The organism is Streptomyces sp. NPDC001222 (genome assembly GCF_042896945.1).
GTDB classification, from domain to species: Bacteria; Actinomycetota; Actinomycetes; order Streptomycetales; family Streptomycetaceae; genus Streptomyces; species Streptomyces gibsoniae.
The window spans coordinates 41,264-67,181 of the sequence record NZ_JBIAXT010000026.1 but is presented as its reverse complement, the minus strand read 5'-3'; the positions used below and the strand labels follow the sequence as shown (position 1 = coordinate 67,181).

Sequence of the window (25,918 nt, the reverse complement as noted above, 5' to 3'; positions counted from 1 at the left end):
CGATGGGGTCGCTGCCTATGAAGGTGATCTTTCCGCCGCTGTCCTCGGGGCGCAGGCCGGCCGGGGCGAGGACTTCACCCAGAGCCTGACGGATGTCTAAGCCGTCGTCGCGGGTCAGCGGATTGGCGATGGCCCTTTCGATGCGCTCGGTGAGTTCGTCGGCACTCATGGGTACGGCAGCCTTTGCGTCGAGGTGTGGGGCGAAGGGGGGTGCGGCTTCGCGCCGAGGTGAGGGGCAGTCGTCATGGGGGCGTCCCCGGGACGGCTGCTCAGGCGTCGAAGGTCTCAGCCAGGGAGCGCGTGACGGTGATCTGCTTGCGGTCGCGTTCGGCGGCGAGTTCGTCGACGATGCCGCCGAAGTCCTTGGCCTGTTCGGTCAGCAGCCGCTTGGTCGGTTCGTCGAAGGTGACCTTCTCGCACTCCATGGCGGCCCAGCGGCTCTCCATGCCGACGCCGAGGTGGCTCATGAAGTGGGCCAGGCCGCCCTCACCGCCACCCAGGTGGACACACCTCTCGGCGGATCACCTAGGACCGGTGTCCATGGAGATATGGAGTTGCGTTCTGCAACATGTCGAATGCAGTCCTCGCTCACCGTCGATGCAAAATGCAACTCACCATGGTGTGCGGCGCGTATGATCACCAACGGGAGCGTGGACCCGCCGGGCCCGGGCCTGACGTCGCCGGGCGGCGCTGCGGCGGCCGCAGGCGCATGGATCAAGGGGAAGGACATGCACGTGGCCGATGGCGACCCGGAGATCCTGGGACTCGTCCGCGAGATGGTGACCCTCTCCCGGCGCTTCCGCGCCAACGCCGAGCGGCTCCACCCGGACCTGAGCTTCGTCGACTACTCTCTGCTCTCCGAGATGGCCGAACGCAACGGAGCCCGCGCGGCGGACCTGGTCGGCCTCTACGGCATCAACAAGTCCACGATCAGTCGCCAGGTCGCCGCTCTGCACCGCGCCGGCCTGGTGGTACGCGCCGCCGCCCCGGACAACCGTCGCGTCCAACTGCTGCACCCCAGCGACCGCGGTCGGGAACTCCTCGCCCGTGCCGACGCCCTCATGCACCGCGAGGTCGACACGCGCACCGAAGGCTGGTCCCCGGACGAGGTCCGGACCCTGCGCAGCCTGCTCGCCCGCTACAACGCCGCCTCCTCCGCCCTCCCGGAGGAATCCTGAGCGCCGGTGAACCGCACGCCGAGCGGTGTGCGACGGCACAGCGGATACGTCCCTGTGCGGTGGGGTGGGCGCTTCGCTTGTGTGAGTGCGGACGGCGAGACATCGGCGATCAGGGGCAGTCCGCCCGCGTCCGTGTGCTGACGCGGGCGGAGTGAGAACACCATGAAAGAAGCGATCACGTCGGCGTCGTCAAGGCGGCGCGGCAGCACTGCTCGGTGTCGGTCAGGTGCGCACCATGGCCCTCGAATCGGCCGTCACTGGGTCGGCTCCAGGAGCTCCACCGGGCCGGACAACGCCGCACGCACCCGGCGGGACAGCTCATCGACCAGCACCTCGGACTCGTCGCGGCTGATCGCGTCCAGGGTCTGTGTCGCCACCTCCGTGGCCGGCAACTTCGGAACATCGAGCGCGGCGGCGCCATCGGTGTCCACGGGGCCTACGTGCACCCCGACGACGAGGGTCCCCTGCTGACGCAGACCGAAACGCAGGGCGTTGGTCAGTGACCATTCCGCTGCCTTCGACGCCGCGTAACTGGGCCAGATCTTGTTCACCCGCCACGACGCGACCGACAGCATGTTCACCAGCGCTCCGCCGCCGTTGGCCGCGAGCACCGGCGCGAAGGCACGCGAGACCGCCCAGGTACCCAGATAGTTCACCTCCATCTCGCGCCGCGCGCCTTCCAGGGACCCCTCCAGCAGGGCCGGCCCGGCCTGGATGCCGGCATTGTTGATGACGATGGTCGCGTCGGACGCCGCGGCAGCGGCGTCCGCGATCTGGTCCTGGTCGGTGACATCGAGACGCAGTGTCTCGACCCCCGGCTCCCGGAGGCTTTCGGGGTCGCGTACGCCCGCGTACACCTTGGCCGCGCCCCGGGCGAGCAGGGCGCGGGTGAAGGCCAGCCCGATGCCCCTGTTCGCACCCGTCACCAACGCGACCGATCCCTTGATCTCCATGACCGAACACCTCAATTCGTCAGTTGCCACCGAACCCCGAGTGGGACGGTCAGCCCATGGCCTCGGGGCAGAGCGCCCACTCCGAGAGTGGCGCCCGCGGTACGGGGTTCTTCGAGGACAGGCTCGACCTCAAGTGAATCCCAAGGACTTGCACAAGGGCACTGACACGCCCGGCCCGTCGTCAGTTCTGGTGTGTGGCACGCTCGGTCGCGGTGGATGTATGTGTGCCCGTCGGCGTGGTCCAGCTGGCGAGCAGTCGGAGTGCCTCTGTGGACGGGGAGCCGGGTTCGGTGGTGTAGAGGCAGATGCTCTGGTCGGGGTCGGCGGGGAGGGCCAGCGTTTCGTAGGAGAGGGTGAGTTCGCCGGCCACGGGGTGGTCAAGATGTTGGGTGTTGTGGGCGCACTGGTCCACGCGGTGGCTGGCCCACCAGGTGTGGAACTCGGGCACCTTGATGGACAGTTCGCCGACCAGTTCGTTCAGCTGGGGGTCGTCGGGGTGGCGTCCGGCTGCCAGGCGCAGGCCGGCGACGAAGGTGGCGGCGACCTGCTCCCAGTCCCGGTACAAGTCCCGGGCGGCCGGCTGGAGCAGGACGAAGCGGGCGAGGTTGCGGTCGCGGTGCGGTAGTGCGTCGAAGTCGGTGATCAGTGCCTTGGCGAGGTGGTTGGCGGCCAGGACGTCAGTGCGGTGGTTGATGACGAGGGCGGGTGAGACGTCGTTGAGGACGTCCAGCATGCGGTGGACCGCCGGCCGCAGGCGCGGTGCGCGGGCCGGGCGGCGTCGGTGTGGGCCGGGTGTTCTGGGCCGGGCGAGTTCGAAGAGGTAGCCGCGTTCGGTGTCGTCCAGACGCAGAGCGTGGGCGACGGCCTCCAGCACCGCTTCCGAGACGTGGGGGTGGCGGCCCTGTTCGAGGCGGGCGTAGTAGTCCGTGCTCACCCCGGCCAGGCGTGCGACCTCCTCGCGGCGCAGCCCCGGCACCCGGCGCGCGCCGCCGCTGAAGGCGCCCCCCGCGTCCTCGGGGCGCAGGCGGGCCCGCCGCGAGCGCAGGAAGTCACCCAGTTCGCCGTTCTGCTTCATGTCGCCAGTGTGTCGCCCGCAGGGCCGTGACGGGCCGGTGAAGGTGGACCAGCCAGACCTAGGTTCAGCAAGGCGTACGTACGGGCTCCGCACCCCCGCAAACGGCGCAATGCTGCGTGGTAGGGCAGCTGCCTCGCCGGCGACGAGATCGGAAGACCTTCCCCTGCCGGGGCCGGAGACAAGAGCGGCCGACCCGCGCCGGCCTGCAATGTCGCGAAGGCTACGGCAGCCACAGGTCAGGCTCGTGCCGGCCGTCCCTTGGCCACCTTCCACTCACAGCCACACCGCTCGCCCGTCCGCCGGACGGGCCGCACAAAGGAGATCACCATGACTGAGTTCGCCCCTATGCCTGACTTCGCTCTGGGGCCGGACATTCCGGAGTCCGGGTTTGTCGTCAAGGAGCTGGGCGGTGGTGCCTACTTCGTCACTCAGGGAATGATCAACACGATGTTCGTGGAGACGAAGAAGGGTGTCGTGCTGGTGGACGCCTCGCCGTTCCTGGGGGACAAGCTGCTGGCGGCGATCGAGGAGGTAACCCCGAAGCCGCTCACCCACCTCATCTACAGCCACGCGCACGCGGACCACATCGGAGCGGCTCACCTGCTGAACCGGGACGGCCTGAAGATCATCTCTCACGAGATCACCGGCGAGTTCATCAAGGAGGCCAAGAACGACAACCGGCGTCCCCTGCCCACCGAGACCTTCAGCGGCCGGCGCACGGAGATGGACATCGACGGCGTCAGGTTCGTCCTCGACTACGCAGGAGACTGGCACCAGGCCGGCAACCTGTTCATCCACCTGCCGGAGCAGAAGCTCATGGGAGCGATGGACAGCTTCTCGCCGAAGAACGCGCCGTTCTTCCGCCTGTACTTCTCCGCGCACGTGCCCGCGTACTTCCACGCCATGGACCAGATGCTGGAGTACGACTTCGACACCGTCGTGACCGGCCACATGGCTCTGCCCGGCACGCCCGAGGACGTCGCGACGAACCGCGAATTCATCAGCGACCTGCGCACCGCTGCCGGCGAGGCGCTGCGGACGGTCGACCTGAAGGAAGCCGCGGCCGCCGCCAAGGTGCCGGAGAACAACAAGCAGGCGGAACTCAAGGTCTGGATGGACGCGGTCGTCGCCCGCGCGGCGGAGCTCATGCCCTCCTGGGAGAAGCGGCTGGGGGGCACCGACATCTTCCTCGCCGACAACCTCAACGCCACCGCGTGGAGCCTCTTCATCGACTAGGACGAGGCCCTACGGATGAGGGGGCGAGCTGCGGTCATTCCATGCGCCCGGTCATTCCATGCGCCCGGTCATTCCATGCGTTCGGGCATTCCCTTCGCGCCCAGCAGGACGCGCGCCGTGGAAACCCCGTACAGGCCCGCAGGGCTCGGACCCGTATGTTCGCCCCCTCATAGCCCTTCCGTGAACAGGGTCAGGGAGGACGCGAGAGACGCTGACGAGATCGGCGTCCTCGAGTTGCTGCACAGCTGCTCGATGCAGCCGGCCCTGCACACTGGTCACGACCAGGTCAGGGACCAGTGGTCTGCCATCCCGGCGGCCGGTTGCGTTTCCCTGGTAGACAGTGCGCCGAAGCCGGTGCCGGCATGTCGGCACACTCGGGGGGAGAGAGATGGCAGAACCGCAGCACGACCTGAACGACCAGCTCGTGGTAGCCGTAACCGCCAAGGACCTCGACGCGGTACGGGAGTCTGTGGGGGACGGCGCCGATCCGGACACTCCGGGCCTCGAAGGCCTCCCGCTGCTCTGCGCCGCCGTGGCCGGATTCGACCACGAGACCGCCGAGGCCCTGACCGAGGGCGGCGCCGACTCCGTCTTCGAGCTGCCGGATGGCACGACACCGCTCTTGCGGGCTGTCGATCTCGGCTCCCCGGCGCTGGTCGAGGCCCTGCTCGGCAAGGACCCGCGGCTACGGCTCGCCGAGACCGATCAGAAGCGGCTGCTCGACCTCGCCCGGCACTGGTACGAAACGGGAGCGGACGAGGAACTGCGCCGCCGCACGGGGGCCTCCGGCCCGGCCACCCGGCGTCTGATCAAGGACGACTCGTACACGGAGGTCGAGGAGGTTTCCCTCGACGGGCTCACCGTCCGGGCAGGCCACAGCGCCATCCTCCCACGACCGGACGGCCGCCGTCACGGAGGCTTTCGTCGCCCTGCTGGACGAGGAGGACCAGCTTCTGCGTCCGGAGGCCGCCAGCGCCCTCGCCCGCCGCGACAACCCGCGCACCGATTGGGCCTACGAACGTGTCGGCCCGCTCGGCCCCGGGTTCGACGGTGATCATCGCGTGGCCGACCACTGGCGCTACCGCTTGCGCAACCGGCCCCACCGGACCTGACGGTCCGGCTCAATGTGTGACATGGAGGGCTTGTCGGCACGCAGGACATCGAGCGGACGTCATCGCATCCCCTGCAGTCCCTTGACCAGGACGGAGACGCCACCGGTCAGGGCCAGCGCGAAGATGAGCCGCCGCACCCACTGCTCCGGAACCCTCGGTGCGAGCACCCTACCGACGAGGGCGCCCGCCACCATCGCGGCCCCAGCCACCGACCAGGCTGTCCCACTCAGCTGCGGCGCACCGTTGGAGGCCACCGAGAAAACGTTCACAATGATTCCGTAAAATTGCGCATTTGGTACGAATTCGCTGACCTGCCATCCCGCATTCACCGCGTACAGCGAATACGGTGGCCCGCCGACACCTGCGGCGGAATTCATGAATCCACCCACGGCACCCGCGGTCACGGCGCCCCTGGTCCCGGTCAGAGCGGATATGCGCAGGCCGCCCATCACGAAAGCCACGGCCACCGTCACCAGAATCCCGACGCCGGCCAGCAGTACGGGCTCGGGAACTCGGGCGGCTACCCATGAGCCCGCGGGCACCGTGCACGCGGAGGCCATGACCAAGGGGATCATGGCGCCGATCCGCACCCGTCTCCAACCCGTCGCGAGCCCGGCGATGCTGATGACTCCGGCTGCGCAATTCGCCAGAACCACACCTTGGGCGGGCCCGAGTACCAGAACGAGCGCGGGCACCGCGATCAGCGCGAAGCCCATTCCGGTCAGCCACTGCACCGATGCGCCTAACGCGACTATGCCGCCCAGCAGTAGCTCGGCCGCCCCAGCGCTCGCCACAGCAAGCTCCTCCGTTGCCCGGGATGATCTCCGCCATCCTCTCCGGGGAACGAGCGAGAACGCAACGGCGCGGTACCGACCGGCTGACGCCGACGGACCGCAGCGGGTTTCGGACCCCCCGCGCGCGACTGTGCCCTGTCGATTCGGCATCGCGCCGCCCATGTCTCAGCCCAAGGTGCCGGCCCGTGCGGAGGCGGGGCAGAGCCACCACCCCGCAGGGGCGACGGCCGGTGCCGGTGCCCGGTCAGGCGGCCAGGGGCTGTTCCCGCAGTTCCGTCAGTTTCACGGTGTGAAGGCCGCTGCGTTGGGCCTTGACGTCTGTGACCTTCAGTTGGGTGCCCGGCGGGAGGATGAACTCCTCCTCCCAGGTGAACGCGGAGAAGTCGCGGATGCTGACGGCCCGGGCGGGGACGACCTCGAACAGTGTGCGTTTGCCGCGGCTGCCGAGGAACGCCTTGGCCACACCGCGCTCGGACGTGCACGAGGACACGCCCCACCAGGTCACGGTCCGTCCGAGCGGGTACTGCGCACGCAGGTCCAGTGCCACACCGCGCCACAACGGCTGGGTCCGGGCCGGCAGTTGCGACACCGCTGAGAAAAGCAGTCGCAGATACGGCAGGTAGGGGAGGAGCCTGGTCCGGTCCGGGGAGCGCAGGGTGGCGTTGATCTCCCGGTAGAACGCGGACTCGCAGGTGTAGAGGTAGAGGGCGGCGATCGCGTCGAGGGGCAGGCCGGCGAAGCTGCGTCCGCCCGCCGTTTGCCGAACTCGTGCGACCGGTCGACGGGTCGGTCCAGCCCGGGCAGCAGCGCGGCGACCGGGGCGACGGCGTCGCGGAAGTCCATGAGCGGGGTGTCGAACACACCCGTGATCGCGTCCAGGACGAGGCCCTCGTCCTTCACGCTGGAGAGCCGGTCCAGGTACAGCTGGTGCAGCTCCATGGTGGACGCGATGAACGCGCCCATGCGGTCGGCGACGTCCCCGTCGGCGCCGCCGGTCTCGGCCACGAGCATGTTCCAGCCGGTGCTCGGCAGCCAGTCGATCTCGTCGGCGTGTCTGCGTTGGAACGCCCCGGCAGCCGCGCGCCGACAGCACATGTCCTCTGGGACTCCGGGAGCCGAGCCGCCCGAAGAGCGCTACCCTACCGGTCCGCGCCCAGTGCAACTCCAGCGGTAATCCACCCGCGGCCGCGTGCGAGGCGACGCTCTGCGCGCCCAGACGGCCCGGCCGGTGGGCCGGGCACCCGTAGGAGGGGGCCCGGCGCCCTCCGGTGTTCGTCGGCCGCGTCAGCCTCGGGGGTGGGCCGTGTCGCGCAGGGTCGCCAGGACCGAGCCGTACATGCGCGCCTTGATGGTGCCGAGGGTGTCGCCGGCCTTGCTCAGCAGTGCCTGGGCGATCTCCACGGCCGTGGAGCGCACGGCGCTCTCGTCGACCGCCCGGTCGACGATGCCGACGGCCGCGGCATCCGTCCCGCCGTAGCGGCGGGCGGTGACCATGGCCTCGTGCGCGGTCTGCGGCGCCAGCCGGGACTGGATCAGGGCGGACATGCCGGGTGTGAAGGGGATGTTGATATCGGCCTCGGGCAGGCACCAGAAGCCACGGTCGGCGCGCATGACGCGGAAGTCGTGCGCCAGGGAGAACATCGCGCCGGCGGCGAAGGTGTGTCCCTGGAGGGCGGCCACGGTGATCATCGGTAGGGACAGTACGCGGGCGAAGAGCTCCTGGACCGAGAGGGTGTAGTCCTGGTGCTGGTCGGCATGGGCGGACAGCCACTCCAGATCCAGGCCGTTGGAGTAGAACTTGCCCGTCGCGGCGGTTACCAGGGCCCGCGGCCCTTCCGCGTTCTCCACCTCGTCCAAGGCGGCGTTGACGGACGCGATCCAGTCAGGGTGGAAGCGGTTCTCGCCGTCTCCGAGATCGAGCACGAAGACGTTGTTCTCGCGGTCAAGGGTAGGCATGTGAGCTCCTGGAAGGGGTGTGTGGTGTGCGGGTATGGCTGGTTGGGGCAGTGGACTGGTGCGGGGGCCAGACCCGAAGCGTGCGCCCCCGGGGCGGGTAGGCCGTTCAGGACATAGGTCGGCAGGCTGTGGATCTCAGCGGGCCCGGCGCTCTGGACGCCGTGCGCATTACGCCGCCTCCTCTTCCGGCGCGCCCGGGATCGCTCCCTGGGCGCGCAGATGGGCGATCTGGGCGGGGCCGAATCCCATCTCGGCGAGGATCTCGTCGGTGTGCTCGCCCAGTTCGGGCGCTCGCTTCGCGGGCACCTTCGGTACGCCTCTCAGATTGACGGGGCTGTTGACGGTCTCCGTCAGCCCGGGGACCCCTTCCAGGGGTACGACGATGTCGTTCGCGCGGAGCTGCGGGTCCTGGGCGGACTCCTCCGGTGTCTGAATGAGGCTGTAGGTGATGCGTTCCCGGTCCAGGACGTCCTTCCAGTGGGCGAAGGGCCGTGAGCGGAACTCGGTGTCGAGCAGCTCGCTCACCGCGGCGGCGTTCTTGACCAGGGCCTCGATGTCCGCGAAGCGGGGATCCTCGAGCAGCTCGGGGTGTCCGATGGCCCGTGTCAGTCTGGGCCAGTGCACCGATGAGGTTGCCAGCATGAACCACCGGCCGTCCGAGGTCCGGTAGGGGTTCGTCAGCGCGTTCACGGGCGCGCTGCGGTCGTGCAGCTCGAACGGCGTGCCGTCGGCGAGCGCACCGGCCACGAGAGTGCCCGTGGCCCAGACGCCCGTGGCGAGCAACGACGTCCCGACACTGGCCCCTTGTCCCGTCCGAGCACGGCGGCACAGGGCCGTCACGATCGCGGCGTAGATCGCGATCGCCGACGTGTAGTCGCCGCTGCCCCAGACCGGCACCGTCGGCGGAGCTCCCGCGTCGCGGGTGGAGGCCAGCAGTCCGCTGCGCGACCAGTAGGCGGTCAGGTCGAAGCCCGGCTGCCCGGCGTCGGGACCGGCGTCCCCGAAGCCCGTGATGTCGGCGTAGACGACCCGCGGGTTCCAGCTCGAGACCTGCTCGTAGTCCAGGTGCAGCTTCTCACGGGTGCCGTGCGGGAAGTTGGTGATCACCACATCGGCCCACTCTACGAGGCGCTTGAGGATCTCGGTGGTAGCCGGGGACTTCAGGTCGATCACCATGCCGCGCTTGTTGCGATTGGCGAGGTGCCAGCCGTAGTTGGCCTCTGCCCGGGGGCTCGGCGGCACGAAGCTCAGCCGCCGCTGGGGGTCGCCCATCCCCGGCGGCTCGACCTTGATGACGTCCGCGCCGAAGTCGGAGAGCATGGTGGCCGCGGCCGGTCCCGCGATGTAGGTCGACGCGTCGAGGACCTTCAGTCCCGTGAAGACGGATTCGGTGGTCATCGTCATCACCCCACGAAGGCGCTGTGGCCGGTGATGGACTTGCCGACGATGAGGGTCTGCATCTGGTGCGTGCCCTCGTAGGAGTACAGAGCCTCGGCGTCGGAGAAGAACCGGGCGACGTCGTACTCGAGGAGGATGCCGTTGCCGCCGAAGATCTCGCGGCTCCAGGCGACGACCTCCCGCATCCGTGCCGCGACGAACTCCTTGGCCAGCGCGGAGTGCTCGTCCCGGAAGATGCCCTGGTCCTGCAGCCGGGCGAGTTGTATCAGCATGCCCCAGGAGGCGGTGATGTTGCCGAGGCTCTTGACCAGCAGGTCCTGCACCATCTGGAACTTGGCGATGGGACGGCCGAAGGCTATGCGCTGCTTGGCGTAGTCCAACGCGAGTTCGTAGGCGCCGATCATGACACCCAGGGCCTGCCAGGCGACCCCGCTGCGGGTCTGGCGCAGGACCTCGGCGACGTCCCGGAATCCCTTGATGTTCTGCAGCCGGTTCGCCTCCGGCACGCGGACATCGGTCAGGGTGATCTCGGCGTTCTGCACGATCCGCAGCGCGATCTTGCCCTCGATCTTCACCGGCTTGAAGCCGGGGGTGCCGTTCTCGACGACGAAGCCCTTGACCTTGTTGTCGTCGACGTCCCGCGCGAAGACCACGACGTAGTCGGCGAAGGTGGCGTTGCCGATCCACTTCTTGGCACCGTTGATGACCCAGGTGTCGCCCTCGCGCTTGGCGGTGGTGCGCATGCCGCCCGATACGTCGGAGCCGCCGAGCGGTTCGGTCAGGGCGAACGCGCCGATCTTCTCCATGGTGGCCATGGCGGGCAGGAACCTGTCGCGCTGCTCCTGGTCGCCGCCGTAGTAGATGGAGTAGAAACCGAGCCCGTTGTGGACGCCGAAGAACGTGGCTACCGAGGCGTCGACGCGGCCCAGCTCCGTGGCGAGCATGCCGCCGAGCAGATGACTGGCGGCCGCCCGGTGCTCGCCGTAGCCCTCGTAGGCGAGGGCGGCCAGCCCGCTGCCGCGGAACTTGTCGATCAGTTCGACGGGGAACTCGGCCTTGCCCCAGTACTCGTTGACCAGCGGTTTGACCTCCTCGCGCAGGAAGGTGCGGGCCTTGAGCAGGATCTTGCGCTCGTCGTCCGAGAGCAGCGTCTGGTAGCGGTAGAAGTCGGCGGCCAGCAGGTCGTCCAGCGGCGCGGTGGGGGTGGGAATGGGGGTCGTGACGGTCATCTCAGTTCTCCTTCTGGTGCTGGTTGCGGCGGATTTCTTCGAGGGCGGACAGGACGGCGAGTTGTCGGCGGTCGCGGGCCTCTGCGAGGTCGGCGTACGACGTGGCGGCGTATGCCTTCTCCACCGCCTGGATGACTCGCTCCCGGTCCTCGGGGTCCTGTGAGGGCTCACCGAGGGACATCTGCTGCAGGGAAGAGCCGATGTGCTCGGTGATGTGGCGGTAGCCGCCGGGGCCACCGCCCAAATGCGCGCCCAGGAACGGACCGACCGTCGCCCAGCGGATGCCGAGCGAGTGGGTCACGACGGTGTCCAGGTCCTCGGGGGTCACCACGCCCTGCTGGACGAGGTGGACGGCCTGGCGGCTGAGCGCGTTCTGGAGCCGGTTGCCCACGAACCCGGGGATCTCCTGGCGTTCGACGACGGGCGTGCGGCCGACGGCGGTGTAGAAGTCGACGGCCACCTGCACGGCTTGCTCGGTGGTGCGTTCGCCGGGCACGACCTCGACGAGCGGCAGCAGATGGGGCGGGTTGAAGGGGTGCCCGATGAGGATGCGGCCCGCGTCTTCGAGTTCTGTGGTGAAGGCGGTCGCCGGGATCGCCGACGACGAGCTCAGCAGCAGTGCGTGTCCGGGGGCCTCTCGGACCAACCGCGCGAACAGCTCCTTCTTGAACTCGACGCGCTCGGGCCCGTTCTCCTGGACGACGTCCGCGTCCCGGACCGCTTCGGTGATGTCTGCCGCGAGATGGACGTGGTCGGCGAGGCCGTCGGTGTCCAGGCCCTGTGCGGCCAGGTGCGGGCCGAACGCGGCAAGCGCCTCGGCGACCGCCTCCGGCAGGTCGGGGCGGGGATCGCTGACATGGACGGTGAGGCCGTGTGCGGCGAACAGTGCCGTCCAGGACAGTCCGATGGTGCCCGCGCCGATCACGGCGGCGGTACGGAACGGGTGCGTCACTGCGCGTCTCCCTTCAGGTAGTCGAAGACCGGCTCGACGGGAGCGAGGGTCAGATCGGTGAGGATGTGGCTGGCGGAGACGACCTCCCGTACGGGCAGGTCCGCCAGCGGGGCGAGGACATGGGCGAAGAGCTGGAGCCGTGCGGGGCCGGTGTAGGCCTCCTTGACCACCACGTCGGTGATCTCGGTGCGCACCAGCTCCTGGACGCGCATGTGACGGTGGTAGCCCGGGACGGACTTGAGCATGAACGTCGGCACGGTGATCTGGTCCCTGGCCGTGTCCTTGTCGAGGGCCCGGTGCTTGTAGCCCATGGTCGCGGTGGCGACGCGGAGGGTTCCGTGGTCGAGGGTGCCGACGAGCGTCCCGTGGTCGACGTACAGCCTGGGCGACCCCATGACCTTCGGATAGGCGCTGACCTCCCGCCCCGAGGCGGTGGCCGGGAAGTTGTCGAGGTACATCGCGTGGAGGTACTCGCCCCGCTCGCCCTCGAAGAGAACCTGGATCGCCTGTCCGGCCTCGGTATAGGGGCCGAACCCGCTGACGTCGCCCATCTTCATGACCTCGAAGCGGACCAGCGGTTCGCCGATCTGAAGGGGTTCGGGAACGACGGCACGCAGCGCGTCTGGGTCGGTGCGGTAGACGATGTTGAGGTACTCGCGGTCGGTGAAGCGGGGGACCGTCGGCGCGTACGCCGGGCTGGTCAGCGGGGTGGTCAGATGCCGCCGGACGTCTTCGATCCGCATGTCACCGCCCCGTCCACTGCGGGGTCCGACGCTCCGTGAAGGCGGTCATGCCCTCCCGGACGTCGGTCGAGGCCATCAGCTGGCCCATCACCGCACGCTGCGCGGCGAAGGCGTCGGCCTCGGGCGCGCCGTCCGCGGCTCGTACGACCGTCTTCACGGCGGCCAGCGCGAGCGGAGCGTTCGCAGCGAGCTGCTCGGCGAGCAGGAGGGACTCGTTCACGGCGTCACCGGCGGGTACGACCCGGTTGGCCAGGCCCAGTTCGCCGGCCCGGCGGCCGCTCACCGGCTCGCCGGTCAGCAGGAACTCCATCGCGAGGTGGTAGGGGATACGGCGGGGCAGCCGGATCACTCCGCCGCCGGCGGCGATCAGCCCCCTCTTGACCTCGGGCAGACCGAAGTGCGCGTCCTCCGCGGCCACGATCAGGTCGCAGGCCAGGGCCAGCTCGAAACCGCCCCCCATGGCCCAGCCCTCGACGGCGGCGATCAGCGGCTTCGTCCGCTCGGCCTCGGTCACGCCGCCGAATCCGCGGCCGGGGATGTTCGGGGACTCGCCGCGCAGGGCGGCCTTGAGGTCCATGCCGGCGCTGAAGGTGCCGTCGGCGCCGGTCAGCACTCCGGCCCGGAGCCCGGGGTCCGTCTCCAGTTCGTCCAGTGCCTTGGCCAGCAGTGTGGCGACCTCGGCGTTGACGGAGTTGCGTGCTTGTGGACGATCGATCGTGATCAGCAGGGTGGTGCCCGCCGGGTGGGTGCGCACGTCGGTGGTGCTCATGGGTTGCTTCTCTCCGTGGTGCGGGGGAGGGGGTCAGTGGTCGGACAGCTCGGCGAGGACGTCGGCGGTGTCCTGGCCCGGTATCGGGGCCAGACGGCGGATCGAACCGGGCGTGGCGGAGAACCGCACCGGGATCCCGATCGTGCGGACCGGTCCCTCGGTCGGGTGGACGACCGTCTCCAGCAGGTGCCCGTCGCGGACGTAGGGGTCCTCGTGGGCGTGCTCCAGCTCCAGCACGGGAGCCATCGGGATGCTGTGCTTGGCGCACACCTCCGCCCACTCCGCCGTGGTCAGCGCCAGCGCACACGCGTCGACCAGCCCGGCCAGGGCGTCAAGGTCGGCCATGGCGACGGCCTGCCCGTTGACTCGGGGGTCCTCGGCGAGGTCCGGTCGCCCGGCGGCGACGAAGAAGTCGCGGAAGTTCTGCGGGGTGTAGGGGACGATGCAGGCCAGTCCGTCCTTGGTGCGCCGTGCCCGGTGCTCCTTCGACATCGACCTCGGATGGCCCGTGGGCCCCACCGCCGGCTCGAACTCGTGCCCGGCCAGATGCTCGACCAGGTTGAACGCGAGCAGCGTGTCGGTCATCGGGATCTCGATGTGCTGGCCCTGCCCGGTGCAGCAGCGGTGCAGCAGGGCGGCGAGCACGCTGTAGACGATGGTCAGCGCGGAGACCTTGTCCGCGATGATCGTCGGCAGGTACATCGGCGTGCCCAGCGCACGGTGGGCGATGTCGACCAGCCCGGAGGCGGCCTGCACGGTCTCGTCGTAGGCGGCGTTTCCGGCGCGGTCGGAGTCGCTGCGGAAGCCTTGACCGTGCGCGTAGACCAGGCCCGGGTTCCGTGCGGCGACGTCCGCGTAGGTCAGGCGCAGCCGATGCAGCGCGGCCGGTCGCATGTTGGTGATCAGCACGTCCGCCGTGTCGATCAGCTTCAGGGCCTGCTCGTGTTGCCGTGGGTCCTTGAGGTCGAGGGTGACACTGCGCTTGTTGCGGTTGACGTTCAGGTTCAGCGCGGTCATGCCCGGCGTGCCGCGATACCGGCCCACCCGTACGGTGTCGGAGGGTGACTCGATCTTGATCACGTCGGCACCGAGGTCGCCGAGGATCTGGGCCGCGTACGGCCCCATGACCACGGTCGACAGGTCGATCACCCGCATCGCTTCGAGCGGCCCGGCGGCGAAGGATTCCGTCATTCTCTCTTCCTTAAGCGTCGCGTTTTATTGCTTCTGACACACAACGCTAAATGAGGAGCGGGGGAGGCGGAATTATCAAAAAGGAAACAGCGGTGTGACCGCAGTGGTCACACCGCTGATCGAAACGTTTCCGGTGGCGATTTCCGGGGGCTCAATCTATGATCACGGTCCCGTCGAAAACCTCGCGCGCGGCGGCGACAAGGTCCTTGAGATCGCTGTCGGCGCGGTCGCGGCGCCACACAAGGGCGGTTTCCAGCCGGGGATGGAAGTCCGTGAACGGCAGTACCGTCACGTTCTCCAGCTGGTATCCGTGTATCGGATTTTCCGGGGCGAGAATGGAAATGCAGAAGGCCATTCCGTTGGAAATCACTTCGGACACCCCGTTGTAACCGGTGTCGGTGAGACACAGGCGATGCCGGACGCCGCCCTCTGCCAATGCGCGTTCGAGGACGTCGAAATACGCGACCCTCACCTCTTTGGGCGGGGCGACGTACGCGAGGTCCGCCAGATCGGCGAGGGCGACGGAGTCCCGCCCGGCGAACATGTCGGCCGGCACCGCCGCCCCCATGCGCTCCGACATCACGCTCGCCTGCTCCAGGGCCGGGTCGCTGAACGGCAGCCGGGCCAGCGCGAGCCCGAGTCTGCCTTCGCGGACGCCGGCCACCAGAGCCTGGGTGCTGCCGGGCCAGCGCTGGAGCTCGAACTGCTCCCGGACGCGCTCGGTGAGTGTGCCGACCCGCGACCGGAGTTCGGGGTGCAGGCCCGGAGGTATGCCGATGAGCACGGTGTCGCGCTGCTCTCGTGTCGCCTCACGCAGTCGCCACGGGATGGAGCTGAACTGGTCGAGCACGTCGCGCGCGATCGGAAGGAGCGCCGAGCCGGCCGGGGTGAGCGTGACACTGCGCGTGTCGCGGTCGAAGAGCTGCTGTCCGAGTTCGCGCTCCAGATCCCTGATGCGCTGACTCAAAGGTGACGTCGCCATGTGGAGCCGCCGGGCTGCAGCCGAGAAATTCAGCTCCTCAGCGACCGCGACAAAATAGCGCAAATGGAGCATTTCCACGTCTTCAACGGTAGTCCCGCTTTGCCGGCGGGGCTGGGGCGGGCACGAGGGTGATCAGCGGCCGCAGGGCCGGCTTTCCACCGGTTCGAGCGGCTGGACGCGCCGGTCTCAGCGCAGGGGTCGGCGACACCGTTCCGTTGGAGTCGCCTGGGGTGATCGAGCGACTCGGCCGGCTCTTCACGGGCAACGTTCGCGCGGTGCTCCCGTGCGTCCGGGCCCGCCGTACCGGCGCCGCGTGCTGTATCGGCTGGGAGGGGCCGGTCGTGGCCCTCGCCGGGCTCGCCGAGACCGGCGCCGCGATCGCACCCGGTCCACGTCCAGGACTCCGACAGCGGCCCGCCGGTCCCTTCATCCCTGGCGCTCTGAACAGAGCGCTGGTCAGACAGGCGCCTGGTGCGGCGAGCCGGGGAGACCGTCCGATGCGGTGCACAGGAATCGGGCGACCACCCGACGATGGAGGTGCCCTTCGGCGGCGTGCCTCACTCGGCCCAGGGTGTGAAGCCGGTCTGGAGGACGGCTTCGAGGGTCGCGCGCAACCGGGCCGCCTCGTCGGCTCCGAAGCGCTCCTCGAACCGGGTCTGCGCCTCTCGCCACAGCGGCAGCGCCGCCTTCATCCGGGAGACCCCCTCCGGCGTGATCGTGACGATCCGGGCCCGGCGGTCGGCTGCCGATGTCTCGACGGTCACCAGGCCCTCGCGTGCCAGCGGCTTGAGGTTGGAGGCCATCGTCGTACGGTCCATGGCGATCATGTCAGCGAGACTGGTGATCGTCATTTCCCCGTGAGCGCTGAGCTTCTGCAGGATGCTGAACTGCGTCGCACGAAGACCGACCGAGGCCAGGGCCTTGTCGTACGTCGCGCCGAGGTACCGGGCCGCCTTGCGCAGAGCCAGGTTGTTGCACGGATCATCGGGGTTCATCGGCGTAGTGACCATCGTCTCCTCCAAAGCACACTCCACCCATGATAAGAGCACATGCTCTCATCGTGAAGTGCCAGCTCAGAAGCTGGTGGCGATGGTGGGCGCACCAGACCGACCGGGGTACGTCGACCCTTGCGACGCACGTAAACAGGTGCGAGCGGCCCCAAAGTGGGGTGCCCGGCCGCCACGACCGGCCCGGACCGCGGTCGGCTGGGCTGGGCACCCGCAGCGCTTTCTTCAGCCGGGGGACCATGGTGAAGCGGCGGGTGTGGTAGACGGAGGCGACCGCGCCGCCGCGCGAGCGGCAGGGCGAGCCGGGCTGCGCGTCACACTATCGCGCCTCGGCCGCCTTGCCACGGGCCTCGCTGCAGCAGCCGAGGGGTATCCGAGGGCCCCGACGGGCCAGTTCGCGTGCTCCTCAGAGTCGATACCGCTGTTGGCGCTGGCTACCACAGGGCGGCTGCTCTGGTCGGGATGCGGCCCGCGTTGCGGCCCGTCGTCGCTGGGTTTCTTGCTGGGGAAGGGTGGCGCCGAAGCCTACGAACCGTCAGGCCGAGGATCCACTGTCGATGACCAGGTCGGCGCCGACCACCGCGCCCGCTGCGGGCGAGGCGAGGTAGAGCACCGCGGCCGCCACTTCTTCGGCTTCCGCGACCCGGCCGAGCGGGATTTCTGTCTTCACCCGCTCGGCACGGTCGGCCTCGGTCTCGCCGGGCCGCAGCGACATGGGAGCGGCGGAGGCGCCGGGGCTGACGGCGTTGATACGAATGCCCTGGTGGATGTGGTCGAGAGCGGCGGCGCGGGTCAGTGCGGAGACCGCTGCCTTTGAGGTGATGTACGCGGCAAGGTTCGGGATGCGCAGGTGTGCGCCCAGGTTGGAGGAGATGTTGACGATGGCGCCGCCACCGTTTCCCTTCATGTGCGCGATCTCGTGCTTCATGGCCAGCCAGACGCCGGTGACATTGGTTCGCAGCACCGCGTCCCAGTCCTCCTCGCTCACCTCACCGATGGGTACGGTGCCGCGCAGTATTCCGGCGTTGTTGACCGCGATGTCCAGTCCACCGAAGCGGGTGACGCTCTCGCGTATGAGGTTCTGAAGCTGGCTGGAGTCCGTGACATCTGCGGTGACGGCGGTGGCCGTGCCGCCGGTGGCCTCGATGAGACCGACCGTCTCGTCCAGGGAGGCCGCGGTGCGTCCCGCGGCGACCACAGATGCGCCCTCGGTGGCGAAGGCGAGCGCGATTGCGCGGCCGAGGCCGGAGCCTGCGCCGGTGACGAGGACGGTCTTGCCAGTGAAGCGGTTCATTTCGGTGGCTCCCTTGAGTGATGGATTCCGGGGGCAAGCGGGACCGCGGCCGAGGCGGCAGCGAAGAGGACCGGGCCCGCGGTGAGGGCGCGCCGACCCCCATAACGGTCCGAGAGGCGTCCGCCAAAGAGCAACAGCCCGGCAAAGGTCAGTCCGTAGGCAGCGCCGAGCAGGATCAAATCTGTGCGCCCCAGCCCGAATTCGCGCCCGATGAGGGGCAGCGGTATGGCGAGCGCAGCGAGCGTGAAGTTCAGAGTGGCCTGGACGCCACCGAGGAGGACGAAGGCACATCGCTGCTGCATGGCGGCGACGCGGGCAGCGCCCGTGGCGGTCATGCCTTCCCCCTAATATTTGACCGATCGGTTCATTATTCGGGCACGCGAAAGGAAGCCCGGTGGATTCGGTGGGCGTCAGTCAGTCCAGCAGGGCCAGGGCCTGTTCAGCTGCGTCCCGCACTCGGGCGGGATCGTTCGACGCCTTGCCGACGATCCGTACCCCCTGTAGCAATACGAGCAGCATGCGGGCCAGTGCACGCGGATCGCGACCCTCGGGCAGCTCGCCCTGAGCTTGGGCCCGTACGAGCGCGGAGCGCAGCAGAGTCTCGACGTGCTCCCAGCTGATCTCGACCCGGCGGGTCGCCGCAGGGTCGTGCGGCGCCCGCTCAGCCGCGGCATTCGTGACGAAACAGCCGTTCAGCCGACCCTCGGGGGAAGCGGCCTCTGCGGCGAAGCGGCGCACTACCGCCCGCACCGCAGGCAGTGCGGGGCCCGGCTGGGACAACTCGGCGAGGAGGGCTGGGTCGCGCGTCTCGGTGTATCGGTCCATGGCCTTCAGATACAGCTCGTGCTTGCTGCCAAAGGTCGCGTAGATGCTGGCGCGGCCAATGCCGAGATGCTCGACCAGATCCGCCAGCGACGTCGCTTCGTAGCCGCGCCGCCAGAACAGCTCAAGGGCCGACTGCAGCGCGGCGTCCGGATCGAATTCCTTGGTCCTGGCCACGTCGAAGACCATAGGCGTATCAAGAACGATCGGTCAAATAACTGTGCATCACGGCGGGACCCGATACGCCGTCGCACGAGAGACGGGGTGCGGGCGGTGTCGTCCCTGGTCACTGCGGCGGATCCTCCGAGAGGGCGTCGCGGATCTGGGCCCTGGTGTGGATGCCGAGCTTGGGGAAGATCTTGTGCAGGTGGTAGCCGACGGTCCGGGGCGAAAGATAGAGCCGGGCCGCGATGTCGCGGTTGGTGAGGCCCTGAGCTGCCAGTTCGGCGATCTGCCGTTCCTGCGCTGTGAGTTCGCTCGCCGGACTCGCGGCCGTCGCTGCCGTCGGGGCTCCCGCCGCCCGCAGTTCCGCCGCTGTGCGCTCCGTCCAGGGTCGGGCATCGAGACGTTCGAAGCACTCCAGTGCCGCGCTGAGGTGCGGGCGTGCCTCGGCGCTGCGGCGCCGGCGGCGCAGCCATTCACCGAAGTCGAGCTGCGTGAGTGCCTTCTCGAAGGGCCAGCAGTCGACGGCGGAGTCGGCGAGGGCGGCGCGGAAGCGGGCCTCGGCGTCCCCGGCGTCACTGAGCAGGGCAGCGGACCGGTGGAGGACGGCGGCCAGCCGGGGGGACCTGTCGGATCCCAGGCTGTGTTCGACGGCGTCGACCACCGTGCGCGCGTCATCCGTCCGCCCGGCGCGAACCGCCGCGGCGGCCAGGTCGCCCAGGTAGTAGACGGAGGCGTGGTAGTGGACGGGAGCGGGGCGGAAGTCCCGGGTGAAGGTCGCGCGCAGCTGCTCGTAGGCCTCGGCGTGGTCTCCGGCGGCGAACGCGGCCATTCCCATGGCGTGCCGATGCCGGACCTGAAGGCTCAGGGATCTGCGCAGGTCGACGCCGCGCACAGCCTCCATCGCCTGCGTCCGCGCGGCAGCATGCTCGCCCTGGAGCGCGCGCAGCGTGGCCTGGAGGACGCAGGCGCCCACGGTCACGTTGTCCGCTCCCGCCTCCGTCGCCATCCAGAACGCCTGGTCAGCCGCGGACCGGGCCGCCGTCCACGAACCGCTCTCGAACAGGGCGAGGGCGAGCGCCTGCGTGACGGTCGCGTTCGTGGCCGCGCTACCGGCGCGTCGTAGGACATCCATGGTCCGCCCGAGAATGCGAATCGCCTGCTCGGTCTCGTCCAGGATCCAGGTGGCGCCGCCGAGTGCCGTGAGGTTCCCGAGCGACTCCTGCGACATGGCGGCCAGCCCGTCCTTCAAGAGCCCCATCATCCTGGCCCGTTGGTGATGCGGGTCGATGACGGCCCGGGCCCAGGCGAGGGCGGGGGGATCGCCGGGTTCGCCGATCAGATCACTGATCCGTCGCAGTTCCGCCCGGTAGTACGGCGCCCCAGAGTTGTAGACGGACGTCGCCGCGGTGCTCAGGGCGCCCAGCGCCAGGTCCGGAGCCGAGGCGCTCGTGGCTTCGGCGACGCCGAGCAGCAGCGTCAGCGCCTCCTCATGGCGGAGCGTGACGCCGAGGGCCCACCCGCCCAGGAGGGAGGCTTCGGCACGCAGCCCTGGGTCCTCGGTGAGGTTGTCGAAGCGCCCGCTGATCTCTTCGACCCACTGCGGGTGGCCGGCGAACATGGCCGCCTGTGCAGCCCTCAGCAGGCGCCGGGCGCGCAGGTCCGGTGCCGGGGTCAGTTCCGCGGCGCGTTCCAGCGCTGCTGCGGCCGTCGCGTAGCCGCCCCGGGCACGGGCGCGCTCGGCACTGTCCGCCAAGGCGTCGGCGACCTCCGCGTCCCGACCCGTCGCCGCGGCGGCCAGATGCCAGGCGCGGCGGTCCGGGTCCCCGGCGAGGGCCGAAGCGAGTGCGAGGTGGGCATGCCGGCGCTCGGAGAAGGAAGCCGCTTGGTAGACGGCCGAGCGGACCAGCGGATGCCGAAACAGCACCTGGCCGTCGCAGACCCGTACCAGCCCGACGCGCTCCGCGGGGGCCAGCGCCTGGACCACGTCCGACGACGGAGCGGCGCGCAGAAGATCGGCCAGTTGTGCCGTTCCCGCGGCGGCGACCAAGAGCAGTGCGTCACGTGTCGGCCCGGGCAGGCCGGGAAGGTCTGCGGCGTACAAGTTCTCCAGGCGCGCGGTGAGCGGAAGGGCGGGGCCGCCGTGCTGACCGGCGCCCGTCCAGCCCCGGGCGAGGGCCCGGGGCAACTCGATCAGGGCCAGCGGGTTGCCGGCAGCCTGCTGGAGGATCTGGGTGCGGGCCCTGCCGCGGGGCGGGTTCGGCTGGGCATCCAGGAGCAGTCCCGCCGCCGCCCGGCTCAGCGGGCCGACGGTCACCTGCGGGAAGTCCCGGTCGAAGCGGGCCGGCACGGCCTCCTCACGGGCGGCGAGCAGCATCACCACAGGCTTGCCCTCCAGGCGCCGGGCCAGGAAGGCCAGGACATCCACCGAGCCGAGATCGAGCCATTGAACGTCGTCCACCAGGAGGAACAGCGGTTGGCGTGCCGCGGCCTCGCTGAGGAGCGTGAGCACGCTGATGCACAGCGACAGCTGGTCGAGGTGCACCTCGCCCTGCGCCCCCGCCATCCCGAAGGCGCGGTCGAGGGCCTCCCGCTGTTCGGCCGGCAGTCCCTCACCCGGAAGCAGTGGATGCAGGAGCTGGTGCATACCGGAGAGCCCTAGTCCGGTTTCGCCCTCGCTGCCGCGCGCACGCAGCGTCCGCAGGCCACGAGCCCGGCCGTGCTCGTCCGCCCAGTCGACGAGGGTGGTCTTGCCGGCTCCCGGCTCCCCGGTCAGCACCAGCACCTGCGGGCCGGTGCCGTCCACCGCTCCGAGCAGGGCCCCCAGGCGGGACAGCTCGGCGGCTCTGCCCAAGATGCCCGGGTCGATGGGGTGTGAGGCACCAGCGTGCGTCACGGATCTTCTCCTCCAGCCGGTGATCATGACGCCGGTCATCCTGTCAGCCGCAACCGACCGGACGCGCGGCGGTTGCCGCACCGCCGGCCGCTCGGGGTCCCGTGGCCGGTCAGGGCCGGGAGGCGGACGACCGGTCATATGACAGAAGCGTCGCAAGCCTGTCGACCCGAGTATGGCCCTGGCCAGGGAACATGCCTACAGCCGTGGGCAACCGAGCAGGTCCGGAGTACGTGTATGAGGGTCCACCCATCCCAGTCGGCGGTCGGTGAGGAAGCCGTCTTCCGGCCCCGCGGCACGTCGACGTCGCCTCCCCTCGGGCGAGACCGCGAGATCGAACGGATCCTGCAGTGCGTGACGGGGAAGCCCGGGAGCCCCCAGGCACTGCTGCTGCTCGGGGAGGAAGGGATCGGACGTACCACGTTGCTCCGCCACGCCCGGGAACTGGCCACCGGTGACGGCACGCTGGTGCTGTGGGCACAGGGCTGGTCCGCGGACGGGCGGCATGCCCGCACCTGCCTGCAGGAGCTGCTCGCCCCGGTCCTGGGCGAGCTGCCCACCCTGTCCTCCCCACACGGCGAGGTGCTGAGCGCTGTTGTGGACCCGGCCTCCGGGGACTTCGGGCCCAACGACGCACAGGTGCAGGACGCCATGGTGGCGTTGCTGGACCGCCTCGCCACCTCCCGTCCGGTTCTGGTGTGCGTGGACGACGCTCACCTCTGCGACCGCGCCTTCCTCGACCTGCTCTGCACCGGGATCCGGCTCCTGACCGGCCGCCCGGTGAGGAGCCTGCTCGCCGCATGCAGCGACGCGCTCCTGCCCGGCCTGCCTCCTGGCATGGAATGCCTGCAGCTGGGACCACTGAGCGACCCGTCGGCCGCGGCGCTGCTCGACCGACAGCCCGCAGCGCCCAGGGGCAGGCGCAGACTGGAGGTCCTGGCGGAGGCCGAGGGCAATCCGCTGGCCCTGGTGGAACTGAGCCGAGGCGTGCCGACGCCCGCCCGAGCGGGACTGCCCGGCGTCGGACCGGCGCGGCGCCCATCCACAGCGCACGTCTTCAGGGCACGACTCGATGCGCTTCCCCCGGAAACAACGCGGGCCCTGCTGTACGCGGCGGCCGCATGGCCCCACAGGACCATCGCCACCGTCATGGCAGCCCTGGACACCGACGACTTGGCGGTGTGGGCCCCGGCGGAGGCGGCAGGCCTGGTCGCACTGGTCGAGGACCGCCTCGTGTTCCGGCATCCGCTCGCGCGGTCGGCCGCGCTCTCACGTCATCCGGTAGGTGAGCGGCACCAGGCGCATCTGGACCTCGCCCGGACCGCCGCGCAACCGGACGTCAGAGCCCGTCATCTGGCCGCCGCCACTGTCGGAACCGACGAATCCGCGGCCGCCGCACTCGAGGACGCCGCCTGGCGGAGGGGGGACGCCGTGGGTGCCGCTTGCGCCCTGGAGCAGGCAGCCCGACTCAGCCCGCAGCCGCAGGAGCGCACCCGCCGACTGGCCGAGGCACTGGTGGCAGCGCACACGGTCGGAGACCCCGGCTGGGTGCGGGAACTGTACGGTCGGTTCGCCGAGGAGTCCACAGCTCCAGGGCTCGCCTGCGTCGCGGCCGGTGCCCTGGCCTCGGTCCTGTCTCAGGAGGCCGCCCAACGGGAGGCCTTCGACATCCTGGAGAACGTCTCAGGGCAGTTCCCCGAGGTCGGCCGTCCCGCAGCACTCGCGCTCACGTCCCTGGCCGCAGGCGTTGCGGCCCAGTCCGGTCTGCCGGAGCACAACGCGGCTCTGGCCACGCTGCTCGACCGTGCCCGAGAGGCCGATCGCGCCGATCAGCGCCGCCTCCCGGTGACCAGGCCACTGGACCGCCTGGACACGCCGGACGCACAGAAGGCACTGGAGGCGCTGATCACCGCGGTGGTCCGGCCTCAGGCCGCCGCCCACCTCCTGCCGAGTCTCGGTCGCCCGCACAGTGCACTGCTGGACGCCCCGGACGCGCTGGCCTGCCGGACGGCGGTCGCCTCGCTGGCGTATCACGCGGACGAGGCGGACATGTGTCTGGGGCAGCTTCGCAAGGCCGACGCCCAGCTCCGGACCTCCCGTGCTTTCGGTGTCCGCGCCTGGTCGGTCCTGGCCCTGTTGGACACGCTCGTGAACACCGGGCGGTTCAGCGAGGCCGAATCCCTGACCCGGGAGGCCGGGGCCGAGGCCGCGGTGCTGCGCCTGCCGCGCCTCCAGGCGGACCTGGAAGCGCAGGCCCTCACTCTGCTGGCGCTGCGCGGAACCGTCCCGCCGGAGCCCTGGCTCACCCCTTCCGTCTGGCGCGCCGTCAGCCTGCACGAGAACCGGGCCACGCACGCACGCCTGCTGCGTGCCCGAGGATGTGCGGCCATCGCGCTCGGGGACTGGGAGGGGGCCTGGCACCACCTGCGCGAGCTGTTCACCGCCGAGGGCTCGCCCCTGCACCCCTTCCTGTCGCCCCGCAGCATCGCCGAGCTCGCCGTCACGGCGCAACGGACCGGCCGGTCGACGGAGATCGTGCCGATCCTGGAGAGAGTCCGGGAGGAGCAGGGAGAGCGCCCCAGCACCAGGATGACACTGCTTGTGCACCATGCCTCCGCCCTGGTCGAGCCGGACGACGCCGAGCGGCACTTCCACCTCGCTCTGGTCAACCACGAGGGGGACCGGTGGCCGTGGGAACGTGCACACGTCCGCCTCAACTACGGTGTCTGGTTGCGCCGTTGCCGCCGCACACGGGAGGCGCGTCAGCAGCTGACCACGGCGCTTGAGACGGCCGAACGCCTCGGCGCCGGCGCCCTCGCGGCAGCCGCCGCGCGCGAACTGCGGGCCAGCGGGGCGGCGCCCACTCCCGATACTGAGAGCCCGCTGACTCAGTTGACGGCACAGCAACGACAGATCGTCCAGATGGCCGCACGCGGCCTTTCGAATCGTGAGATCGGTGAACAGCTCTTCCTCTCGCCGCGTACCGTGGGCTCGCACCTGTACAACGTCTATCCCAAGCTCGGCATCAGCCGCCGCCAACAACTGCGTGACCTCCTCAGGGACAGGTGAGGCGGGGATCGGTCGGCTCGGTACGGACCGGCTGTCGAGCGGCGCAACCCAGCCAGAGGAGAGCGCGTGATGCAGGGAGGCCCCGGCAAGCGGCCCGTTGACGCCCACGTGGGGATCGACCTCGACCCCGTGGTGCAGCGACTCGTCACCGCGTCCGCCACGCCCCCGTCCCTCGACGACCTCGGCCCCGAGACGGGACGGCAGGCGCTGCGGGAGACCCAGGTGGACCGCTTCGAGGACTTCGGCGTGGACGCGGTCTTCCGCGTGGCGTCCGTCGGCCCCTCCGGACTGCTGGGATTCTGGACCGTCCGCCCGGCCGGTGCGACCGGCCCGCTCCCCACCCTGCTGTACCTGCACGGCGGCCGGTGGGCGCTCGGCGACGCGCAGACCCACTCCGGCCTCATCAGCGAACTCGTCACCGGCGCAGGCGTGTGCGCCCTGGTCCCCGAGTACAGTCGCACCCCCGAGGCGCGCTATCCGGTCGCGCTGGAGGAGTGCTACGCCCTGCTGGTCTGGGCGCTCTCCCAGGTCGACGAACTCGGACTGGACATGAGCCGACTGGCCGTGGCGGGCGACTGCGCCGGGGCCACCCTGGCAGCCGCCGTCACCATGGTGGCGAAGTCCCGGAGCGGGCCGCGGATCAGCGCACAGTTGCTCTACTACCCGCTGACCGACTCCCGCTGCGACAGCGCCTCGCAACGGCAGTTCGCCACCGGATACCTGCTCACCCGTCGAGCGCTGCGCACGTACTGGGCGCGGTACGTCGCCGACCCGGCCCTGCGGACCGAGCCCACCGCGTCACCGCTGCGTGCGCGGACGGAGGACCTGGTGGGGCTGCCGCCGGCGCTGGTCGTCACCGCCGAGGCCGACGTGGCCCGTGACGAGGGAGAGCAGTACGCACGGGACCTGTGTACGGCCGGCGTCGAGGCGTCCGCCGTACGGTTCCTCGGCACGATCCACGACTTCGTCGCGCTGCGCGCCCTGCGGGACAGCGCGCCCACTCGGGCAGCGCTCGTGGCCGGTTGCGCCTTCCTGCGTGCCCGTTTGTCCTGACGGGCGCCGCATACGGTTGAGGACCAGTCGGCCGACTGATGCGCCCGTCG

General features: G+C 70.0%; 22 protein-coding genes and 1 pseudogene. 5 read left to right on the top strand and 18 right to left on the bottom strand.

What is annotated here, in order from left to right; all coding sequences use genetic code 11:
* Positions 1-269 precede the first annotated feature (269 nt).
* Complete coding sequence (locus ACFY2Z_RS29225) at positions 270-467, bottom strand: hypothetical protein (RefSeq protein ID WP_390747072.1); 198 nt, start codon at positions 465-467, stop codon at positions 270-272.
* Positions 468-632: 165 nt separating this feature from the next.
* On the opposite strand from ACFY2Z_RS29225, the gene ACFY2Z_RS29220 reads away from it, so the two are divergent.
* Positions 633-1,178 carry a MarR family winged helix-turn-helix transcriptional regulator gene (locus ACFY2Z_RS29220; protein WP_390747071.1) on the top strand — a complete coding sequence of 182 codons (546 nt, stop codon included), beginning with the start codon at positions 633-635 and terminating at the stop codon, positions 1,176-1,178.
* Between the two features lie 254 nt (positions 1,179-1,432).
* Here the strand turns inward: ACFY2Z_RS29220 and ACFY2Z_RS29215 are convergent, their stop codons facing one another.
* A complete protein-coding gene (locus ACFY2Z_RS29215; RefSeq protein ID WP_390747070.1) occupies positions 1,433-2,131 on the bottom strand; it encodes an SDR family oxidoreductase in 699 nt (232 codons plus the stop codon).
* Between the two features lie 181 nt (positions 2,132-2,312).
* Entirely contained in the window at positions 2,313-3,206 is an 894-nt protein-coding gene (locus tag ACFY2Z_RS29210) for a helix-turn-helix transcriptional regulator (protein WP_390747069.1), read from the bottom strand.
* A gap of 327 nt (positions 3,207-3,533) precedes the next feature.
* Here ACFY2Z_RS29210 and ACFY2Z_RS29205 point away from each other — a divergent pair, with 327 nt between their 5' ends.
* Positions 3,534-4,442 (top strand): MBL fold metallo-hydrolase, encoded by a 909-nt coding sequence (locus tag ACFY2Z_RS29205; protein ID WP_390747068.1) that lies wholly within the window; start codon positions 3,534-3,536, stop codon positions 4,440-4,442.
* 388 nt (positions 4,443-4,830) lie between these two features.
* Positions 4,831-5,496, top strand: a complete 666-nt coding sequence (locus ACFY2Z_RS29200) for a hypothetical protein (protein ID WP_390747067.1) — start codon at positions 4,831-4,833, stop codon at positions 5,494-5,496.
* Between the two features lie 117 nt (positions 5,497-5,613).
* On the opposite strand, the gene ACFY2Z_RS29195 is transcribed toward ACFY2Z_RS29200, so the two are convergent.
* The 15 genes and pseudogenes from ACFY2Z_RS29195 to ACFY2Z_RS29125 form a co-directional block, all read right to left on the bottom strand.
* Positions 5,614-6,348 carry a TSUP family transporter gene (locus ACFY2Z_RS29195; RefSeq protein WP_390747066.1) on the bottom strand — a complete coding sequence of 245 codons (735 nt, stop codon included), beginning with the start codon at positions 6,346-6,348 and terminating at the stop codon, positions 5,614-5,616.
* 244 nt (positions 6,349-6,592) lie between these two features.
* Entirely contained in the window at positions 6,593-7,441 is an 849-nt protein-coding gene (locus ACFY2Z_RS29190) for an ADP-ribosyltransferase domain-containing protein (RefSeq protein ID WP_390747065.1), read from the bottom strand.
* Positions 7,442-7,632: 191 nt separating this feature from the next.
* On the bottom strand, positions 7,633-8,304 hold the full coding sequence (locus ACFY2Z_RS29185; protein ID WP_390747064.1) for an enoyl-CoA hydratase-related protein: 672 nt from the start codon (positions 8,302-8,304) through the stop codon (positions 7,633-7,635).
* Positions 8,305-8,472: 168 nt separating this feature from the next.
* Complete coding sequence (locus ACFY2Z_RS29180) at positions 8,473-9,702, bottom strand: CaiB/BaiF CoA transferase family protein (RefSeq protein WP_390747063.1); 1,230 nt, start codon at positions 9,700-9,702, stop codon at positions 8,473-8,475.
* Between the two features lie 5 nt (positions 9,703-9,707).
* Positions 9,708-10,931, bottom strand: coding sequence for an acyl-CoA dehydrogenase family protein (locus ACFY2Z_RS29175; protein WP_390747062.1), 1,224 nt, complete (start codon positions 10,929-10,931; stop codon positions 9,708-9,710).
* A 1-nt stretch (position 10,932) separates the two neighbouring features.
* Entirely contained in the window at positions 10,933-11,883 is a 951-nt protein-coding gene (locus ACFY2Z_RS29170) for a 3-hydroxyacyl-CoA dehydrogenase NAD-binding domain-containing protein (protein WP_390747061.1), read from the bottom strand.
* The gene (locus tag ACFY2Z_RS29165) at positions 11,880-12,626 is read right to left on the bottom strand and encodes an acetoacetate decarboxylase (protein WP_390747060.1); all 747 of its coding nucleotides are present in this window, start codon (positions 12,624-12,626) and stop codon (positions 11,880-11,882) included. Before ACFY2Z_RS29165 ends, ACFY2Z_RS29170 begins: the two co-directional genes overlap by 4 nt.
* Before the next feature lies 1 nt (position 12,627).
* A complete protein-coding gene (locus ACFY2Z_RS29160; RefSeq protein ID WP_390747059.1) occupies positions 12,628-13,395 on the bottom strand; it encodes a crotonase/enoyl-CoA hydratase family protein in 768 nt (255 codons plus the stop codon).
* A gap of 33 nt (positions 13,396-13,428) precedes the next feature.
* Positions 13,429-14,586, bottom strand: coding sequence for a CaiB/BaiF CoA transferase family protein (locus ACFY2Z_RS29155; RefSeq protein WP_390747058.1), 1,158 nt, complete (start codon positions 14,584-14,586; stop codon positions 13,429-13,431).
* A gap of 151 nt (positions 14,587-14,737) precedes the next feature.
* Positions 14,738-15,640, bottom strand: coding sequence for a LysR family transcriptional regulator (locus tag ACFY2Z_RS29150; RefSeq protein WP_390747141.1), 903 nt, complete (start codon positions 15,638-15,640; stop codon positions 14,738-14,740).
* Between the two features lie 485 nt (positions 15,641-16,125).
* Entirely contained in the window at positions 16,126-16,578 is a 453-nt protein-coding gene (locus ACFY2Z_RS29145) for a MarR family winged helix-turn-helix transcriptional regulator (RefSeq protein WP_390747057.1), read from the bottom strand.
* Between the two features lie 532 nt (positions 16,579-17,110).
* Positions 17,111-17,869 (bottom strand): SDR family NAD(P)-dependent oxidoreductase, encoded by a 759-nt coding sequence (locus ACFY2Z_RS29140; RefSeq protein ID WP_390747056.1) that lies wholly within the window; start codon positions 17,867-17,869, stop codon positions 17,111-17,113.
* 23 nt (positions 17,870-17,892) lie between these two features.
* A pseudogene (locus ACFY2Z_RS29135) lies at positions 17,893-18,204 on the bottom strand (MFS transporter); the annotation flags it as partial.
* Between the two features lie 79 nt (positions 18,205-18,283).
* Positions 18,284-18,868, bottom strand: coding sequence for a TetR/AcrR family transcriptional regulator (locus ACFY2Z_RS29130; RefSeq protein ID WP_390747140.1), 585 nt, complete (start codon positions 18,866-18,868; stop codon positions 18,284-18,286).
* 109 nt (positions 18,869-18,977) lie between these two features.
* Positions 18,978-21,749 carry an ATP-binding protein gene (locus ACFY2Z_RS29125; RefSeq protein WP_390747055.1) on the bottom strand — a complete coding sequence of 924 codons (2,772 nt, stop codon included), beginning with the start codon at positions 21,747-21,749 and terminating at the stop codon, positions 18,978-18,980.
* Positions 21,750-21,887: 138 nt separating this feature from the next.
* Here ACFY2Z_RS29125 and ACFY2Z_RS29120 point away from each other — a divergent pair, with 138 nt between their 5' ends.
* Positions 21,888-24,815, top strand: a complete 2,928-nt coding sequence (locus ACFY2Z_RS29120) for an AAA family ATPase (RefSeq protein WP_390747054.1) — start codon at positions 21,888-21,890, stop codon at positions 24,813-24,815.
* A 69-nt stretch (positions 24,816-24,884) separates the two neighbouring features.
* Positions 24,885-25,868 carry an alpha/beta hydrolase gene (locus tag ACFY2Z_RS29115; RefSeq protein ID WP_390747139.1) on the top strand — a complete coding sequence of 328 codons (984 nt, stop codon included), beginning with the start codon at positions 24,885-24,887 and terminating at the stop codon, positions 25,866-25,868.
* The last annotated feature ends 50 nt before the right edge of the window (positions 25,869-25,918 follow it).

Coding starts and splice junctions, on each gene's coding strand:
- ACFY2Z_RS29160 (WP_390747059.1), bottom strand. CDS start 13,395: ATGAGCACCACCGACGTGCGCACCCACCCGGCGGGCACCACCCTGCTG.
- ACFY2Z_RS29115 (WP_390747139.1), top strand. CDS start 24,885: ATGCAGGGAGGCCCCGGCAAGCGGCCCGTTGACGCCCACGTGGGGATC.
- ACFY2Z_RS29140 (WP_390747056.1), bottom strand. CDS start 17,869: ATGAACCGCTTCACTGGCAAGACCGTCCTCGTCACCGGCGCAGGCTCC.
- ACFY2Z_RS29220 (WP_390747071.1), top strand. CDS start 633: ATGATCACCAACGGGAGCGTGGACCCGCCGGGCCCGGGCCTGACGTCG.
- ACFY2Z_RS29215 (WP_390747070.1), bottom strand. CDS start 2,131: ATGGAGATCAAGGGATCGGTCGCGTTGGTGACGGGTGCGAACAGGGGC.
- ACFY2Z_RS29120 (WP_390747054.1), top strand. CDS start 21,888: ATGACAGAAGCGTCGCAAGCCTGTCGACCCGAGTATGGCCCTGGCCAG.
- ACFY2Z_RS29175 (WP_390747062.1), bottom strand. CDS start 10,931: ATGACCGTCACGACCCCCATTCCCACCCCCACCGCGCCGCTGGACGAC.
- ACFY2Z_RS29155 (WP_390747058.1), bottom strand. CDS start 14,586: ATGACGGAATCCTTCGCCGCCGGGCCGCTCGAAGCGATGCGGGTGATC.
- ACFY2Z_RS29205 (WP_390747068.1), top strand. CDS start 3,534: ATGACTGAGTTCGCCCCTATGCCTGACTTCGCTCTGGGGCCGGACATT.
- ACFY2Z_RS29210 (WP_390747069.1), bottom strand. CDS start 3,206: ATGAAGCAGAACGGCGAACTGGGTGACTTCCTGCGCTCGCGGCGGGCC.
- ACFY2Z_RS29145 (WP_390747057.1), bottom strand. CDS start 16,578: ATGGTCACTACGCCGATGAACCCCGATGATCCGTGCAACAACCTGGCT.
- ACFY2Z_RS29200 (WP_390747067.1), top strand. CDS start 4,831: ATGGCAGAACCGCAGCACGACCTGAACGACCAGCTCGTGGTAGCCGTA.
- ACFY2Z_RS29225 (WP_390747072.1), bottom strand. CDS start 467: ATGAGCCACCTCGGCGTCGGCATGGAGAGCCGCTGGGCCGCCATGGAG.
- ACFY2Z_RS29180 (WP_390747063.1), bottom strand. CDS start 9,702: ATGACCACCGAATCCGTCTTCACGGGACTGAAGGTCCTCGACGCGTCG.
- ACFY2Z_RS29185 (WP_390747064.1), bottom strand. CDS start 8,304: ATGCCTACCCTTGACCGCGAGAACAACGTCTTCGTGCTCGATCTCGGA.
- ACFY2Z_RS29150 (WP_390747141.1), bottom strand. CDS start 15,640: ATGCTCCATTTGCGCTATTTTGTCGCGGTCGCTGAGGAGCTGAATTTC.
- ACFY2Z_RS29165 (WP_390747060.1), bottom strand. CDS start 12,626: ATGCGGATCGAAGACGTCCGGCGGCATCTGACCACCCCGCTGACCAGC.